Consider the following 18,070-nt stretch of genomic DNA (forward strand, 5'->3'; position numbering starts at 1 on the left):
TGTCTATTTGAGTTTGGAATCTGGTACTGATTGTGGTTGATCAACATATTCTAAGAGTAATTTGGCAATAGCTTGGCGGTAAGTGATCTCCAATGTTTCTCGACTAGTAGCGATTACACCTTGATCGATGAGAAAACCGTCACTAACATCGTAAACCCAACCGTGAAGTGAGAGTTTTTTGCCACGATTCCAAGCAGAGCGTACGATAGAAGACATTCCCAAGTTATAGACCTGCTCGGCAACATTAATTCTGGTTAAAACATCTGCACGTTGTTCCGGTGACAATTTTCCTAATAGATGGCTATGTTTGAACCAAATATCGCGAATATGTAGTAGCCAGTTATTAATTAAACCAAGTTCTTGATTACTGATCGCTGCGTGAATGCCACCACAATTAGTATGACCACAAATAATGATATGCTCAATATCAAGCACATCAACGGCATATTGCACCACAGATAGACAGTTTAAATCAGTATGAATAACTTGATTGCCGACATTGCGATGTACAAATAATTCTCCAGGGCCTAAGTTTGTTAATTTTTCGGCAGGAACACGACTATCGGAGCAGCCAATCCAAAGGTAAGTTGGTTTTTGATGTTCAGCAAGTTGAGCAAAATAATCTGCGTGTTGCTCTTTCATCTCTGTTGCCCACTTGAAATTATTGGCAAATAGCTGTTCTATTTTCTTCATTGTTACACCTTAATATTGAAGATATGTTATTATTGTCGAGCGTTTTGCATTATACCGATAAAATCCTACCTGCCTATGATATTTTCATCAACAATAAGAAAATAATTGAAGGATCATTAATGTTTGCATTAGAAATTAAGCAATTAACAAAATCATATCGCAATGGTTTTAAAGCCTTGCACGGTATCGATCTTACTGTAAAAGAGGGAGATTTTTATGCACTACTTGGACATAACGGTGCCGGGAAATCTACCACAATAGGAATTATTAGTTCTTTAGTGAATAAGACGAGTGGTCAAGTAAAAGTATTCGGTTATGATTTGGATACACAACAGAGTGAGTTGAAAAAACAGCTGGGAATAGTACCTCAAGAATTTAATTTCAATAATTTTGAGAAAGTGATTGATATTTTAACTAATCAGGCCGGTTATTACGGTGTGCCTCGTCAGGAAGCGTTAAAACGGGCAGAAATTTGGTTGAAAAAACTGGATTTATGGGATAAGCGTTATCAAAAATCAATGCAGTTATCCGGCGGGATGAAACGTCGTTTAATGATTGCGCGTGCATTGATGCATAAACCTCGTTTATTAATTTTGGATGAACCGACTGCTGGTGTAGATATTGAATTACGCCGTACTATGTGGCAATTTTTACAAGAATTGAATCAGCAGGGAACCACAATTATTTTAACAACGCATTATTTGGAAGAAGCGGAAATGTTGTGCCGGAATATAGGCATTATTCAGCAGGGTAGATTAGTAGTAAATACCTCTATGAAAACACTGTTATCAAAATTGGAAACGGAAACTTTTATTTTGGATCTTGCTCATAGTGTCTCCGCGGTGAATTTAAGCGATTATTCCGTTAAAATTATTGATCCTGTAACTTTAGAGGTGGAAGTGCATCGTGAACAGGGGTTAAATAGGCTCTTTTTTGAACTGGAAAAACAGGATATCACAGTGTTAAGTATGCGTAATAAGGCAAATCGATTAGAAGAGTTGTTTGTCAGTATGGCATTAAATAAATCAGATGCTGATAAAGCACAATAGGAGGAGATATAAATGTCGTTACTATCTTGGGTTGCCTATAAAACGATTTTACGCAAAGAAATTCAACGATTTATGCGTATTTGGGTGCAGACTTTGGTGCCACCAGTAATCACTATGATGCTTTATTTTGTGATTTTCGGAAAATTAATTGGTGGGCGAATCGGTGAAATGAATGGTGTAAGTTATATGCAATTTATTGTTCCGGGTTTAATTATGATGTCGGCAATCACCAATTCATTCGCTAATGTTGCTTCATCTTTTTATAGTACGAAATTTGCACGTAACGTTGAAGAATTGTTGGTGTCGCCTACCTCGCCACATATTATCATTTTAGGCTATATTTCTGGCGGAATGGCAAGAGGGATTTTTGTTGGTTTTTTAGTTACTTTAGTTTCTCTCTTTTTTGTTCGTTTTGATGTCTATTCTTGGGGTGTTGTTCTCTGTATTTTGCTGATGACAACGGCAACATTCTCTTTAGGCGGTTTGATTAATGCGGTGTTTGCACGGTCATTTGATGATACTTCTATTATTCCAACTTTCGTTTTAACGCCGTTAACTTATTTGGGAGGTGTTTTTTATTCTATTTCTTTGTTACCGGAATTTTGGCAATTGGTATCTAAATTAAATCCTATTGTTTATATGATTAACGGTTTTCGTTATGGTTTTTTAGGTATTAGTGATGTGCCGTTGCATTATACTTTCAGTGTGTTGGCATTGTTTATTGTAGTCTTATATTGTTTTGTTTATCAATTAATTAAACGTGGTGTCGGTTTAAGAACCTAAGTAATAGGTTGAAGGGGAATTCTGTATGGATTGGTTAAACTATTTTATGTTTACTCCACAACAAGTGAAGGCTTTATGGTTAAGTTTGGAAGTGGCATTGAATGCAATTCTATGGAGTTTGCCTTTCGCAATTTTTACTGCTTGGTTATTAGCTAGAAAACAATTTTGGGGTAAATCATTTATTAATAGCTTGGTCTATTTGCCGTTAGTATTACCACCAGTGGTGATTGGCTATTTATTGTTGGTTATGATGGGTAGAAAAGGCATTATTGGACAATATCTTTTTGAATGGTTCGGTTTATCGTTTGCTTTTAGTTGGCGAGGTGCAGTGCTAGCTTCTGCGGTAGTCGCATTTCCATTGGTTGTCCGTTCAATTCGGCTCTCATTAGAGAATATTGATCCGCATTTAGAATTAACGGCAAGAACATTAGGTGCTTCGCCAAAACGCGTATTTTTTACCATTACATTGCCATTGGCATTGCCGGGGGTATTGGCTGGAATGGTGTTAGGCTTTGCGCGCTCTTTGGGCGAATTTGGTGCAACGATTACCTTTGTTTCCAATATCGTTGGGCAAACGCAAACGATTCCATTAGCGATGTACGCCTTTATTCAAACACCGGGGGCAGAGGATCAAGCCTTTAAACTATGCTTACTTTCTATAATGTTATCCTTGAGTTCATTAGCATTATCAGAATGGTTGGCGCGTTATATGTACAAAAAATTAGGGCAACGTTATGCTTGAATTACGGATTAAAAAACAGTTTCCTGATATTCAGATAGAGCTTGATCTGCAGTTGCCGACACAGGGTATCACAATGTTGTTCGGGCGTTCCGGAGCCGGAAAATCTTCGGTGTTAAATATGATTGCGGGGTTGAGTCATATTGATCAGGGATATATTTGCTTGCAGAACAATAGGTTAGTTGATACTGCACAACAGATTAATTTGCCCATTGAACAACGCCATATCGGCTACGTTTTCCAGGAAGCGCGTCTATTCCCTCATTATCGCGTTAAAGGAAATTTAACCTACGGTATGAAATCTTTTTCAAAAGAAAAGTTTAATGCGATTGTAGAGTTATTAGGATTATCACAACTTTTAAATCGTTATCCGATAATCTTGTCAGGAGGTGAAAAACAGCGTGTTGCTATTGGTCGAGCCTTGCTTTCCGAACCAAAATTATTATTGATGGATGAGCCTTTATCCGCACTGGATATTCCGAGAAAACAGGAGTTAATGCGCTATTTGCAGCGATTAGTGCAAGAAATTGATATTCCAATTCTTTATGTTACGCATAGTTTGGATGAATTGAAAACATTGGCGGATCGTGTGGTGTTATTAGAAAACGGCAAAGTGGCGGCGTTTTCTGATATTGAAACTATTTGGAATAGTGGCGTATTAAGAGAGTGGCAAAGAGAACAAGCAAAACAGTGGCTATTCCCGGCAACAGTGACAGCGAATAAAGAGAACCTTGTTTGTGTAGAATTAGCTCAACAACCGTTAGCGATTCCAACCATATCGAAAATCGATGTTGGTTGCTCGGTAAAATGTTTGATTAGCCAGCGTGATCTGGTTTTAAGCTCACAGCCGATAGCAAATAGCAGCATTCCATATTGTTTGCAAGGAACGATTCAGACGATAAAAGCCAATAGTGCCGGAAGTACTGTGATTGTTTGTCTGTCTGATGATATGGTGATTGATATTCCCGTTAAGCAACAACTTTCGTCAATATTCGTTGCGCAACAAATGGTTTATATCTATTTGTTAGATATACAGATTTTACTTAAGTAGCAATAGTTAGAAAATTTATTCATCACAAGAAAAGGAGAACGGTAATGTTTAGAAAGTTATTAATTACTTCATTATTTTCCATCGTTACAATGTATGCATATGCAGAACAGGTGACGGTTTTTGCTGCGGCATCAATGACCAATGCGTTGCAGGATATTGCTCAACAGTATAAACAAAACTCGCCGAAAGATGAGATTGTCTTCTCTTTTGCATCATCGTCAACATTAGCAAAACAGATTGAAGAGGGAGCACCGGCAAATATTTTTATCTCTGCTAATACAAAATGGATGGATTATTTGAAAGAGAAAGGGTTGTTGCTAAAAGATTCAGACCGTGTATTGGTCGGTAATGATTTAGTGATGATCGCTAATCAAGAGAGCCATTTGCAGCAAATTGATATTGCAAAAGGGGATTGGATAAAAGCGTTGCAGCATAGTTTTCTTTCTGTCGGTGATCCTGATCACGTTCCGGCAGGGCAATATATGAAAGCGGCGACAACAAAACTTGGTCTGTGGGATAAGATCGAATCTAAATTGGCTCGTGGCAAGGATGTACGAGCAGCACTTGCGTTGGTGGAAAGAGATGAAGCGCCTTTAGGTGTGGTGTATGGTACCGATGCAAAACAGAGTGACAAAGTGAAAGTGGTGGCTATTTTCCCAGCGGATAGCTATCCGAAAATTGAGTATCCGGCAGCGTTAATTAGAGGTAATGACAGCGAAGCAGCTAAAGCATTTTTTAGTTATTTGCAGACAGATTATGCCTCAAAAGTGTTTGAGAAATATGGATTTAGTGTATATAACTAATTGATATTATAAATTTTTTCTTATAAAAACGCGTAATGTGGTGTGCTATAAATTAAAACAGTATAGTTTATTTTTTTGTGAAAACCCTGTTATTCCCAATGGATAACAGGGTTATTTTTTACTTGAAATTCATTTGCTATCGTGGCAATATTGCCGCTTTTTAGAAAAATAAGAATTGTTCTCATTTATAAGAGTCGATATAAAATGATGATTCAACGACGATATCTGTTGTTATTATTGGCAGTATTATCAATTACTTCTTTATTAATCGGTGTGAGTTCCGTTTCTATCAGCGGTTTACTACAATTTGATGCCGAACAGTGGCAAATTTTATTGATCAGCCGTATTCCTCGTTTAGTGAGCATTTTGATTGCCGGTGCCGGTTTAAGTATTTGTGGCTTAATTATGCAACAACTTAGTCGTAATCGCTTTGTTTCTCCAACCACCGCCGGAACGATGGATTGTGCGCGATTAGGTGTTTTATTAGCTATTCTTTGCTTTCCTGATGCTTCAATGTTATTAAAATCAGCTATTGCAATTATTGCAGCATTTGCCGGCTCATTGTTATTTATGACTTTATTGTCAAAACTAAAATTTACTGATGTTATTTTTGTACCGTTAGTTGGCATTATGTTTGGCAATATTATTAGTTCTATGACCGCTTTTATCGCTTATCAACAAGACCTATTACAAAATTTATCTGCTTGGTTACAAGGTGATTTTTCTTTGATTATGAGTGGAAGATATGAAATGCTTTATATCAGCATACCAACAATATTATTTGCTTATATTTATGCACAACGTTTTTCCATTATTGGAATGGGAGAAGAATTTGCCACTAATCTAGGATTAAATTATAAACAGGTACTTTATTTAGGGTTGGCTATTGTTTCTATTGTATCGTCAATTGTTATTGTTACCGTGGGAGTTATTCCTTTTTTAGGCTTAATTATCCCTAATATTGTTTCCTTATATTTAGGAGATAACTTACGCAATACTTTATCTCATACTGCATTATTAGGAGCTATTTTTGTATTATTTTGCGATATTCTTGGACGTATTGTGATTTATCCTTATGAAATTTCGATTAATGCAGTAGTTGGCGTTTTCGGTAGTGCTATTTTCCTCTATTTATTATTTAAAAGGTATCGTAATGCGTAATATTTTCTCTTGCCGTTTAAAGATTATATTATTGATTGTAGTTGCGATTGTTGTAACTGTTTTTTATTTGCTATACCAATTACCAAATCGTTGGGAATATGCATTAACACATCGAAGTTTATCTTTATTAGCTATTATTGTTACTGGTATAGCAATAGCATTATCAACAATGCTGTTTCAAGCATTGGTTAATAACAGAATTTTAACGCCAAGTGTGTTAGGTTTAGATTCATTATATCTGTTTATACAAACTGCAATAATATTTTTTTCAGGATCAGCAACACTATTTGCCATTGATTCTATTGGGCTCTTTTTCTTTTCAAGTGCAGTAATGTTGTTATTTGCGTTAGTTTTATATCAATTGTTATTTAGACAAGAACAGCAAAATATGTTTTTCTTATTATTAGTAGGAATAGTATTTGGTACATTATTCCAAAGTATGACGACTTTTATGGAAGTATTGATTGATCCTAATGAATTTCAAATTGCACAAGATATTGGTTTTGCTAGTTTTAACCGAATTAATAGCAATATTTTATGGATTGCGACAATAATGATTGTAGCTATTTCTCTTTTCAGTATTCGTTATTTTAGCGTTTTGGATGTGTTATCTCTTGGACGTGATCAAGCTATAAATTTAGGTATCAATTACCAACGAATAACTAAACAGCTATTAATTATCGTAACATTATTAATTTCAGTAGCAACAGCGTTGGTTGGGCCTATTACATTTTTGGGCTTATTGGTTATGAATATTACCTTTGAATTTATGCCGAAATATCAGCATAAATGGTTAATTCCTACTGCGATTTTAATAGCGATTATTACATTAGTATTAGGGCAGTTTATTGTGGCACAATTACTCACCTTTAAAACAACATTGAGTATTTTAGTCAATTTTATCGGTGGAGTTTATTTTATTTATTTATTACTTAGGACAAATAAACAATGGCAATAGAATTAAGAAATATTAGCAAACAGTTTGGGCAGCAAAAAGTAGTGGATAATGTGTCATTGGTTATTCCGGAAGGAAAAATAACGGCATTTATCGGCCCGAACGGTGCGGGGAAAAGTACGTTATTAGCGATTATTAGTCGGTTATTAATGGCGGATCAAGGAGAAGTAATTTTAAATGGAACTCCTTTGCAACAACAATCAAGTGAAAATATTGCACGTCAACTGGCTATTTTAAAACAGAGTAATCATATTCCATTGCGTTTAACCGTTGAAGAATTAGTTTCTTTTGGTCGTTTCCCATATAGTAAAGGAAGGCTAAATGAGGAAGATCATAATGCCATTGCACACGCTATTGATTATATGAATTTAAATGAATTGAAACATAAACAAATTCATTTATTAAGCGGTGGGCAACGGCAGCGTGCTTATATTGCAATGACATTGGCGCAAGATACAGATTATATTCTGTTGGATGAACCACTCAATAATTTGGATATGAAACACTCCGTACAAATTATGCAAGTATTACGCCAATTAGTAGAAAAATTAGGGAAAACAGTCGTAATTGTTATTCACGATATTAATTTTGCTTCTTGTTATGCTGATAATATTATCGCGATGCAGCAAGGAAAACTGATTGCTGAAGGTGCAGTAGATAATATTATGCAGACTGATGTTTTGGCAGATATTTATGATATGCATATTCCAATTCAACAAATTAATGGGCAGAGAATTGCAACTTATTTCCGTTAAATTTAAAACATCGATATTTAAGGAGAAAATGATGAAAAAATCATTAAAATTTGTTATTGGCTTACTAGGCTTTTTTATTGGTACTTTTGCTTATGCAGCGGATATAACAGTCGATTCGGTAATAGGTAAGCAGACTATCCCACAAGATACGAAGCGCATTGTGGTGTTAGATTTTGGTGTAGCGGATACATTACGGGAATTAAATGCCGAAGATCGTATTGTCGGTATTCCTAAATCTTCAGCGTTACCGGCTTATTTAGAGTCATTTAAATCAGATAAATTTGAGAATGTGGGGTCTTTGCCTGAACCAGCATTTGAAAAAATTAATGAATTAAATCCGGATTTAATTATTGTTTCCGGTCGTCAACAAAAAATGTTGGATCGTTTTAAAGAGATTGCTCCGGTATTTTATTATCAGAATGATTACAACAATTATTACCCATCATTAGTCAATAATTTAGAAATTCTAGGAAAAATTGTAAATAAAGAGGAAGTTGTAAAACAGAAAATTACAGAATTGAATAAAAAAGTGGATGAATTAAATAAATTCACTAAAGGAAAAAACGCTTTATTAATATTGGTTAATGAAAATCGCATTAGTGCTTATGGTGATACTTCTCGTTATAGTTTGGTATATCAAAAATTTGGTTTTACACCGGTAGATAAAAATATCAAATCATCTACCCACGGTATGAGTGTCGGTTTTGAGTATATTGTTGAAAAAAATCCAGATTATTTATTGGTAGTGGATCGTACAGCTGCAATTACTGATAAAAAGGATAATGCAAAAATTGTATTGAATAATGATTTAATTAAGAAAACAAAAGCTTATCAACAAAATCATATTATTTATTTAAATGCAGCAAATTGGTATTTGGCATTTGGCGGATTAAAAGCAACAGAAAATATGATTTCTGAATTAGAACAGGCAATACAATAATTTCTGTTATAAGTTAGAGCCACTGTGATTTGATAATGGATTACAGTGGTTTTTTTATTTGCTTTTGTGGGCTACAATAAGCGCCCTCAAGTTGTATGATTTTATAGGCAAATTATGGCGATACTTACTCTTTCAAATGCATATCTTTCATTTAGTGATCATCCTTTATTAGATTATGCTGATATGACTATTGAGGCAGGGGAACGAGTCTGTCTAGTAGGGCGTAATGGTGCAGGAAAATCGACTTTATTGAAAATTCTTGCCGGAGAAGTAGGAATGGATGATGGGCAATTGATTATTGAGAAAGATCGCATTATTGCGCGTTTGGAACAAGATCCACCACGTCATATTGAAGGCACAGTGTTCGATTATGTTGCCGAAGGCGTGCGGGAGTTGGCAGATTTATTGAAAGAATATCATCAATTATCGCTGAAAATTGCACAAGATTATCAAGAAAAAACAATGAACCGTTTGTCTGAAGTGCAAGGTCAGCTAGATCACCTTGATGGTTGGCGTTTTGAAACAAGAATTCAAGAAATTTTGGCGAAATTAGGGTTAAATCCGGATATTGAATTAGCCGAATTGTCTGGGGGATGGCAGCGAAAAGCTGCTTTAGCTAAAGCGTTGGTTTGTGAGCCAGATTTATTGTTATTGGATGAACCAACCAACCATTTAGACGTTGACACGATCAATTGGTTGGAAAATTTATTGTTAGAATTTAAAGGTAGTATTGTTTTTATTTCGCACGATAGAGCTTTTATTCGCAGAATGGCTACACGAATTATCGATTTGGATCGTGGTAAATTGGTCTCTTATCCGGGAAATTATGATCAATATTTGCAACAAAAAGAGGAAAATTTGCGGGTTGAGGCTTTGCAAAATGAGCTTTTTGATAAACGCTTGGCTCAAGAAGAAGTTTGGATTCGAAAAGGAATTGAGGCTAGAAGAACACGTAATGAAGGACGAGTTAGAGCATTGAAAGCAATGCGAGAGGAGCGCCGCCAACGTCGAGATATAATGGGGAAAGCTAATATTCAGGTTGATAATGCAATACGTTCCGGAAAAATTGTGTTTGAAATTGAAAATTTAAATTATCAGTTAGCGGATAAAATTTTAATTAAAGATTTTTCAGCGACAATTTTGCGTGGAGATAAAATTGCGCTTATCGGTCCGAATGGATGCGGTAAAACGACATTGATTAAGCTGTTATTGGGTGAATTACAACCTACATCCGGACGAATTCATACAGGAACAAAATTGGAAGTGGCCTATTTTGATCAATATCGTTCAACCCTTGATCCGGAGAAAAGCGTGATGGATAACGTGGCAGATGGTAAGCAGGATGTAGAGGTTAATGGCGCGAAACGCCACGTTCTAGGTTATTTACAAGATTTTCTCTTTCCTCCTAAACGGGCAATGATTCCGGTAAAAGCATTATCAGGTGGTGAAAAAAATCGTCTGCTATTGGCAAAATTGTTGTTAAAACCAAATAATTTATTGATTCTGGATGAGCCGACTAATGATTTGGATGTGGAAACCTTAGAGTTATTGGAAGAGTTGTTATCAGAATATCAAGGCACAGTCATTATCGTTAGCCACGATCGACAATTTATTGATAACACTGCAACTGAATGTTTTATTTTTGAGGGCGATGGTATTTTGCATAAATATGTTGGTGGTTACCACGATGCAAAACAACAACAAGCGAATGTATTGGCACAGAAGGAACAGCAACAACCCAAAATAGAAGAACCGGTAAAAGAGAATAAAAAACAGGCGTTTCGTGACAGTAAAGTGCGAAAAGTGAAGCTGTCTTACAAAGAACAACAAGAATTGGCGAAGATACCTGAATTGCTAGAACAGTTGGAGCAACAGATTCAACAGTTGCAGCAGGAAATTAATCAGCCGGATTTCTTTAGCCAGCCGAATGAAGTGACCAGCAGTAAATTACAACAATTAGCTGAACTGGAGCAAGCATTGGATGATGCATTAAATCGTTGGGCGGAATTGGAGCAAATTGCTGAGGGTGGGCAATAACAAACAAAATTTAATGGCAACGTCGTGCAAATGCTAAAAGAATGAACAGTTTAGCTGGCGATAAACTTGCATTTGGCGACAACTTATCGCATAATGCCTCCCGTCTTTTAGACGTATCAATGGAGTCCTTTTCGGTTCCTCGCAACAAACTCTAGCTCAGCGGGTCAGGTTCGGAAGAAAGCAGCCCAAGTTAGAACTTTGTGTGCCGAGATTAAGCTGGAAAGGGCTCCTCCATTTTCAGCCCTTTCCTTACAATTATTAATTTTATGGTGCGCTGCCTTGATTCCAGTTTTGGCTTTCAACCGGTTTTTTCGTTTGTAATAGAAAATGTTGATAAGCTTTGGCTACTGGCTGCACGACTTTTCCGGAAGGCGTGGAGAAGGCGATACCGCCACGAAGTAACTGCTGCGCTGTACCGGTTTGAAAATCAACACCGCTCCAACCAATATCTAAGGAATAACCTGAAGCTAACCAAAATTCACTGTTTTGACGAACCAAATGACGATATTGTTGCGCTAATTGAATATCGACAAAAACACGATCGGCAGTAGTATTCAACTTAATATTGCTGATTGCTCCCACTTCAACACCGCGGTATAACACCGGCGCACCAACCGAAAGCGAAGCGGCATTTTCAGTTTCCAACACTAACGGAAAACCGTTTTGATATTTATTATTTTCGCCAGAAGTACGGGATAGGGTGAATTGCGTTTGTGTTTTACCTTGACCAAAATTCACATTGATATATGGTTTCAATAATGCATCTAAATTTTGCACTCCTCCAGCAGAGAGTTGCGGTGTTACCAATGTGAAATGGCTGCCCTTTTTACTGAGAGCATTGAAGTAATCACGTTGAATGGATGCCAATGCAATCACTTTCTGTTTTTGTTCATCCAATGAAATTTTTTGGATAGTACCGACCTCTAAACCTAAATAACGTAATGGCATTCCGATAGTAAGATTGTCCGCATTGTCTGCAAATAGCATTATTTCGTGCCCGACTGAGAGAGCCGCTGTTTGATTTGGATATAAGATGGTTTGAGTACCATTTTGACCAATATTATCAAAGCTGATTGCTCCTTTAATAATTCTAGAAAGAGGTGCAGCTTTAATATCGACTCCTTGCAGAGAAACATCAACTTGTATCGCACTTTCTGCCCAGAATCGGCTTTGTTTGGTGAACAGATATTGATATTGCTGATTAATGAAAACAGCAATATCAAAAGATTGTTTATTAGGTCTGATTGATAAAATTTTACCGACAGGTAAGCGGCGATAAAGTACTAGTGAATTTTCACTGATATTTGGTAATTCCGTTGTTGTTAGTACGATAGTTGGCTTGATACTATCCGAAGTAATGCCTGCAAGTGCGTTACTGTTATTAGCATACAAAGGGTATTGCTGCAAAGCTTTGCCGCCTGTTTTATTAGAACGTAGTAATACGTTAATCCCACCTTGTAACCATTTTCGTGGTGATTCTACATTCATTTGCACGCCATCACTGCTTAAATCTAATGAAAAATTGCTTGCTGCCACAAATAGTGTTTCTGCATTGATTAGATGACGATAAGTAGACAAAATCACTGCTTTAAATGTAGTTTTATCAATATCAACATGACGGGATACAATTTCGCCTATTTTGATACCGTTGTAACTGATTGGTTGCCCCTCTTCTATGCCGTAAGTTTGTGGTGAAGTTAAACTAAGAATTAAAGCACCGGGCTGTTGTAACAATAATTCAGACTGTTTTATTACATCAAAATGGAGAGTCGGTGTGCCGTTGCCGTCAATAATTTCAAAATACTTACCTTGTAAAAATTGATTTAAATTAGACACTTCCGCCAATGAAGGGCGATCCATTAAGACAATTTTTGAACCGCTTTTGAGATTGGATTTGATGCTTGGGTCAACCAAGAGTTTGGCTTGAATTGTTGGGGTACTGTTGATAACCGCTTCATCTTCACCATAATTGATCTCACTTAATACACCAACTTGCAGATCGTGAAAATAGACCGGCGTGTCGTTCTCTTTTAAACCGGAAATATCATTAGGTAGCGTGATATCAACGTTCAGCCCACGTTTTGCCGCTTTGATGGAAGCGTAGAGCGGAAAGGTGGTTTCGCCTTGCACTTCATTGCTGTCATCCGGCGAATCAAAGGCTATTGCACCTTGTAAAATCGCCTGCACGCTATCCATACTAACGGAAATACCGTTCCAATTGGCATCGGCTTTAATTCCGCTGATATTCCAGAAACGGCTCTCTTTTTTCACAAATTTTGCATACTGTTTATAAATAATGATGTCGATAGCGACTTTTTTATCATCAGTAAAGCTATAGTTGTTCACTTTGCCAACCGGCACTTTACGGAAAAAAATGCTTGAACCTAATTCGATGGAGCCGAGGTCATCTGCAATTAAATGGATCAATAAATCACCTTCACTCAATTCGGCAATCGGACCGCGATCTTCAGCCACAAAAGTATCCGCTTCTTCGCCTTTACCCGGAGAAAGTGTGATGTAGTTTCCTGATACGAGCGCATCTAAACCGGAAACGCCGGCTAACGAGGCGCTGGGTTGAACAATCCAGAACTTAGTATCTTCACGTAATACCGACACGGCTTCAGGGTAGATATTGGCTTCAACTTTGACCGATTTCATATCTTGGGTGAAGTTTACTTTTTTGACTAAACCAATTTGTAAGCCTTGATAACGAATCGGTGTTTTTTCCGCAATTAAGCCTGATCCGTCAGAAAAAAAGATGGTTATCTTTTCACCTTGCTCCTGATGGATTTGATAAAACAACACGATGCCGACACAAAATGCGATAAACGGCAACAACCAAAATGGTGAAATCCGTTTAATGGCGGAAATCTTGGCTGACATTGAGGTAGGAATGTTATTATTTTTTTGCTTCATAATTTTTCCAAAGTAAACGCGTATCAAAAACTTCTGCTGAAATCATTGTCAAAAAAACAGCAAGACCAAAATAAATGGCGGCAGGGCCGACCGAAAAGCTGATAATTTGTCCTCTCGTGACCAATGACATCATTAACGACAGCACAAACAGATCCAACATAGACCAACGTCCGACAAAATGAACGATTTCAAACAGTTTCATCTGAAAGTGAATATTTTTGCTATAGCCGAAATGAATGCAACATAAAAGGTACAACATAATCAACACCTTAGAAATCGGCACAAAAATACTGGCGATAAATACGATAGCGGCGATGCTGTAATTGCCCATTTCAATAAAGGTAATCACGCCGGAAATTAGCGTATCTGCACTCGGCGCACCATTCACATAAACAACGGAAATCGGTAATAAATTGGCGGGTAACAGCATTATTGCGCCGGCAATTAAGGTGCTCCAAGTACGTTGTAATACTAAATTTTTATCTAGTGCAGTGTTAGCGTGACAGCGTGGGCAAATATGATCGGGGGCAGCTTGTTCAGGAAAGCTTAAACCGCAGGTTTTACAGTAGCAAAGATGTTGATTTTGTTGGAATTGTGGCGGATAAAAGAGATCCCAAAATTGTTTCGGAGATGTTTTAGTAAACAGCAAGATGGTTAAAAATGTGACTAAAACGAAAGGAATAAGATAAAGCGTAAACGAAATATCGGCGTATTCACGCACTTTAAATGCTGCCACCGCAAGCGAAATTAAATAAACATCAAGCATTACCCAAGAACGGATATAATTTAGCGACATCAACAACATTCTTGCTCGTAAGTGAAAAATACGACAAAGTTGTAACGATAAAATCAAAATAATGTAAGAAACCGGCATTACAATTGCACAAAATAGCACTAAAAATGCAGAATAAGGGTAACCTTCAGTCGCCATTTTCCACACACCGCTCCAGATTGAGGTGTAAACTGGGACACCTAGGAGTTGGATATTTAAAAGGGGAAATGTAAAGGCGAATGGCATCAGAATTGCAATAGAAAGCGCTAAAATTGAGCAACGTTTTAAACTCCATAAGCCACCTACTCTAACAACGTGATGGCAATGGGGACAGCTTGCTTTTTGATTTGCATTCAAAGCTGGTAAAGAGATGGCGTGGTCGCAAATATCGCAACAAATTGCCTGTTCTGTTGCGGATAGCGGAGAAAAACGTCTAATTTGCATTAAATTTTTTGAATAAATGAGATGATTAGTTTAAATAAGCCAATAAAAGTTGTTGAACAAGTATATAAATAAAGGGAAAATATACAAGTAAATAATCTTATCGATTTGAATTTCCAAGGCGTTAATCTTTTATAATAAAGATTGACAGAATGAATCATAATGAACGTCTATAATAGGACAATTTAACCAAGTATCACGAGTAGGACTATGTCGTTAGAAACAGAAAATCAGCAACCGGCAGCGGATGTTGCACCTTCAAAAAATAAATTCCAAGAAAATAATCAAATTATTGCTTATTTAGCAGAGAAATTTCCGCTCTGTTTTTCAACACAGGGCGAAGCAAAACCGTTAAAAATCGGTATTTTTCAAGATATTGTTGTCAGATTAAAAGACGATGATACCATTTCCAACACACAAATTCGTCGTGCGTTACGTCAATATACTGCTGGATGGCGTTATTTATACGGTTATAAGACAGGGGTAAAACGTGTTGATCTTGACGGTAATGAATGTGGTGAAGTGGAACAACAACATATTGAACACGCAGAACAACGTTTACGTGAAAGCAAAGCAAAAAACGCAAGTCATCGTCCACAACAGAAAGAAAATAGAGCAACACGTAAACCGAATAATAAACCGCGCAGAAACGTTGTCAGACGTAAGCCAAATTTAGTTCCGGCAGATTTGTCTTCTTTGCAAGAATCACAGCAAGTAAAGATTAAAGTCGGTGAAAAAACACAAGTCGCAACTGTGCTTGCGGTAGGAAAAGATAATGTTCGTGTTGAATTAGCACAAGGATTAGTCTTAACCGTTACTGAAGATCGTGTATTCCAATTGTGATAGATGAAAGATCAAGAAATAACAAAGCAGGTGATAGCCTGCTTTATGTTTATAACGTAAGTTCAAATTGATTGATGAGTTTATAAGAATTAAGGGGATTGAACATAATGAAGTTCAAGAAATTGGCACTTAGTATCGTTATTGGTACGTTATTTCTGAATGTGCCGGCGTGGGCGGTGAAACCGGATATTAGCGCAGATAAAATTGTTGTTCCAGCGCCATCCGATACAAATTCATTAGAAGCAAAACGTGTAACATCAAGATTGATTCAGTCACATTACAAAAAGTTTTCTTTGGATGATGCATTATCGGAAAAGATTTTTAATCGTTATATCGACTTTTTGGATTACAGCCATAATACATTTTTGCAGTCTGATGTCGATGAATTACGTGCAAAATATGCAAAACATTTTGATGACGATTTGAATGCAGGTGATTTAACTGCAGCTTTTGCTATGTATGATTTGTTGCAACAGCGTCGTTATCAACGATATAGCTATGCGCTTTCGCTGTTAGATAAAGAACCTAATTTAAAAGAAAATGATCAGATTGAAATTGATCGCAGTAAAGCGCCTTTTCCTAAAACAGAAGAAGAGGCGGATAAATTATGGAAAGAGCGTGTTAAAAATGATGTGATTTCAATGCGTTTGCAGGGTAAATCTTGGACACAGATTAAGAAAAAATTGACAAAACGCTATAATCTGGCGATTAAGCGGTTAACACAAACCAAAGCAGATGATATTACACAACTATTTTTAAACTCTTTTGCTCGTGAGTTGGATCCTCACACCAGCTATCTTTCACCACGTAATGCGAAAAGTTTTCACGAAGATATGAATCTCTCTTTAGAGGGAATTGGGGCGACACTGCAATCAGAAGACGATGAAACCATTATTAAATCACTCGTACCAGGCGCACCGGCGGATAGAAGTAAAAAAATTAAAGCGGGTGACAAAATCATTGGAGTCGGTCAAGGCAAGAAAGGTGAGATCGAAGATGTGGTTGGTTGGCGTCTGGATGATGTTGTTGAGAAAATTAAAGGCAAGAAAGGGACAACCGTCCGTCTGGAATTGGAATCAGCAAAAAACGGCAAAACTCGTATTGTCACTTTAGTGAGAGATAAGGTGCGTATTGAAGATCGTGCTGCCAAATTGAAAATGGAAAAAGTGGATAATCATAATATCGCTGTGATTACTATTCCGAGTTTTTATAACGGCTTAACGGTTGATGTCACTAAATTATTGTCAGAGATGAAACAGAAAAATGCAGAAGCTTTGGTGATTGATCTTCGTAATAATGGTGGAGGTTCTTTACCGGAAGTGGTTAGCCTAAGTGGTTTGTTTATTAGTGATGGACCGGTGGTTCAAGTGCGTGATGCGTTCAACCGCATTCGTGTACACGATGATGTTGATCCGCAACAAGTTTATAACGGGCCTATGATTGTGATTGTTGATCGTTTCAGCGCATCGGCATCAGAAATTTTTTCAGCGGCAATGCAAGATTACGGACGAGCAATTATTGTAGGTCAAGGTACTTTCGGCAAAGGCACCGTGCAACAAAGTCGTCCACTGAACTTTATTTATGATACTGATCAAACACCTTTAGGCGCAATTCAATACACTATTCAGAAGTTCTATCGTATTAATGGTGGAAGCACTCAATTAAAAGGGGTTACTCCAGATATTAAGATTGCCGAGCTTATTGATGAATCTGAATATGGTGAAAGTAAAGAGGATAATGCATTGGCGTGGGATAAAATTCCTGAAGCACAATATACTCGTGTTGCAGATTTGTCTGATTTAATTAAGAAATTGTCAGAAAATCATAAAGCCAGAGTGGCAAATGATCCTGAATTTATCGTATTGAATCAGGATATTGAAACTAGAGATCGACGCAATCAACGTAAATTCCTTTCATTAAATTTGGCGGATAGAAAAGCAGAGAACGATAAAGACGATGCAAAACGTTTAAAAGATCTAAATGCAAGATTTAAACGTGAAGGTAAGAAACCATTGAAAAAATTGGATGATTTACCAAAAGATTATGCGGCACCAGATTTTGTATTGAAAGAAGTTGAACATATGGCATCGGATATGTTGCCACAAAAACAAAATTAATTTACAGCTTTTGTA

15 protein-coding genes and 1 other RNA gene are annotated in these 18,070 nt (G+C 36.9%); 13 read left to right on the forward strand and 3 right to left on the reverse strand.

Annotated elements, in window-relative coordinates; all coding sequences use genetic code 11:
• Positions 1 to 3 precede the first annotated feature (3 nt).
• Positions 4 to 693: a carbonate dehydratase gene (can, locus tag ACXPAV_RS03245; RefSeq protein WP_039173798.1), complete on the reverse strand. Its 690-nt coding sequence runs from the start codon at positions 691 to 693 to the stop codon at positions 4 to 6.
• A 119-nt stretch (positions 694 to 812) separates the two neighbouring features.
• Here can and ACXPAV_RS03250 point away from each other — a divergent pair, with 119 nt between their 5' ends.
• From ACXPAV_RS03250 to ffs, 11 genes are all read left to right on the forward strand, one after another.
• Entirely contained in the window at positions 813 to 1,742 is a 930-nt protein-coding gene (locus tag ACXPAV_RS03250; protein WP_458004034.1) for an ABC transporter ATP-binding protein, read from the forward strand.
• A 12-nt stretch (positions 1,743 to 1,754) separates the two neighbouring features.
• Positions 1,755 to 2,525, forward strand: a complete 771-nt coding sequence (locus tag ACXPAV_RS03255; RefSeq protein WP_458004035.1) for an ABC transporter permease — start codon at positions 1,755 to 1,757, stop codon at positions 2,523 to 2,525.
• 25 nt (positions 2,526 to 2,550) lie between these two features.
• Positions 2,551 to 3,267: a molybdate ABC transporter permease subunit gene (gene modB / locus ACXPAV_RS03260; protein ID WP_458004036.1), complete on the forward strand. Its 717-nt coding sequence runs from the start codon at positions 2,551 to 2,553 to the stop codon at positions 3,265 to 3,267.
• A complete protein-coding gene (gene modC, locus ACXPAV_RS03265; RefSeq protein WP_458004037.1) occupies positions 3,260 to 4,315 on the forward strand; it encodes a molybdenum ABC transporter ATP-binding protein in 1,056 nt (351 codons plus the stop codon). Before modB ends, modC begins: the two co-directional genes overlap by 8 nt.
• A 44-nt stretch (positions 4,316 to 4,359) precedes the next feature.
• Complete coding sequence (modA, locus tag ACXPAV_RS03270) at positions 4,360 to 5,118, forward strand: molybdate ABC transporter substrate-binding protein (RefSeq protein ID WP_458004038.1); 759 nt, start codon at positions 4,360 to 4,362, stop codon at positions 5,116 to 5,118.
• 207 nt (positions 5,119 to 5,325) lie between these two features.
• A complete protein-coding gene (locus ACXPAV_RS03275; protein WP_458004383.1) occupies positions 5,326 to 6,279 on the forward strand; it encodes an ABC transporter permease in 954 nt (317 codons plus the stop codon).
• Positions 6,272 to 7,237, forward strand: a complete 966-nt coding sequence (locus ACXPAV_RS03280) for an iron chelate uptake ABC transporter family permease subunit (RefSeq protein WP_458004039.1) — start codon at positions 6,272 to 6,274, stop codon at positions 7,235 to 7,237. The genes ACXPAV_RS03275 and ACXPAV_RS03280 overlap by 8 nt, the downstream gene beginning before the upstream one ends.
• Positions 7,228 to 7,989, forward strand: coding sequence for an iron ABC transporter ATP-binding protein (locus ACXPAV_RS03285; RefSeq protein ID WP_013745077.1), 762 nt, complete (start codon positions 7,228 to 7,230; stop codon positions 7,987 to 7,989). The genes ACXPAV_RS03280 and ACXPAV_RS03285 overlap by 10 nt, the downstream gene beginning before the upstream one ends.
• Positions 7,990 to 8,020: 31 nt before the next feature.
• On the forward strand, positions 8,021 to 8,929 hold the full coding sequence (locus ACXPAV_RS03290) for a siderophore ABC transporter substrate-binding protein (RefSeq protein WP_458004384.1): 909 nt from the start codon (positions 8,021 to 8,023) through the stop codon (positions 8,927 to 8,929).
• A gap of 114 nt (positions 8,930 to 9,043) precedes the next feature.
• A complete protein-coding gene (locus ACXPAV_RS03295) occupies positions 9,044 to 10,966 on the forward strand; it encodes an ABC transporter ATP-binding protein (RefSeq protein WP_458004040.1) in 1,923 nt (640 codons plus the stop codon).
• A gap of 129 nt (positions 10,967 to 11,095) precedes the next feature.
• Positions 11,096 to 11,191: signal recognition particle sRNA small type (gene ffs / locus ACXPAV_RS03300), an RNA gene on the forward strand.
• A gap of 39 nt (positions 11,192 to 11,230) precedes the next feature.
• Here the strand turns inward: ffs and ACXPAV_RS03305 are convergent.
• Positions 11,231 to 13,882 carry an MlaD family protein gene (locus ACXPAV_RS03305; RefSeq protein ID WP_458004041.1) on the reverse strand — a complete coding sequence of 884 codons (2,652 nt, stop codon included), beginning with the start codon at positions 13,880 to 13,882 and terminating at the stop codon, positions 11,231 to 11,233.
• Complete coding sequence (locus ACXPAV_RS03310; protein ID WP_458004042.1) at positions 13,866 to 15,098, reverse strand: PqiA/YebS family transporter subunit; 1,233 nt, start codon at positions 15,096 to 15,098, stop codon at positions 13,866 to 13,868. Before ACXPAV_RS03310 ends, ACXPAV_RS03305 begins: the two co-directional genes overlap by 17 nt.
• A gap of 207 nt (positions 15,099 to 15,305) precedes the next feature.
• Between ACXPAV_RS03310 and proQ the strand changes: the two genes are divergently transcribed.
• Positions 15,306 to 15,938, forward strand: a complete 633-nt coding sequence (proQ, locus tag ACXPAV_RS03315) for an RNA chaperone ProQ (RefSeq protein WP_458004043.1) — start codon at positions 15,306 to 15,308, stop codon at positions 15,936 to 15,938.
• 107 nt (positions 15,939 to 16,045) lie between these two features.
• Positions 16,046 to 18,055, forward strand: a complete 2,010-nt coding sequence (gene prc / locus ACXPAV_RS03320) for a carboxy terminal-processing peptidase (protein ID WP_458004044.1) — start codon at positions 16,046 to 16,048, stop codon at positions 18,053 to 18,055.
• Positions 18,056 to 18,070 lie beyond the last annotated feature (15 nt).

The organism is Gallibacterium sp. ZY190522, from assembly GCF_054166015.1.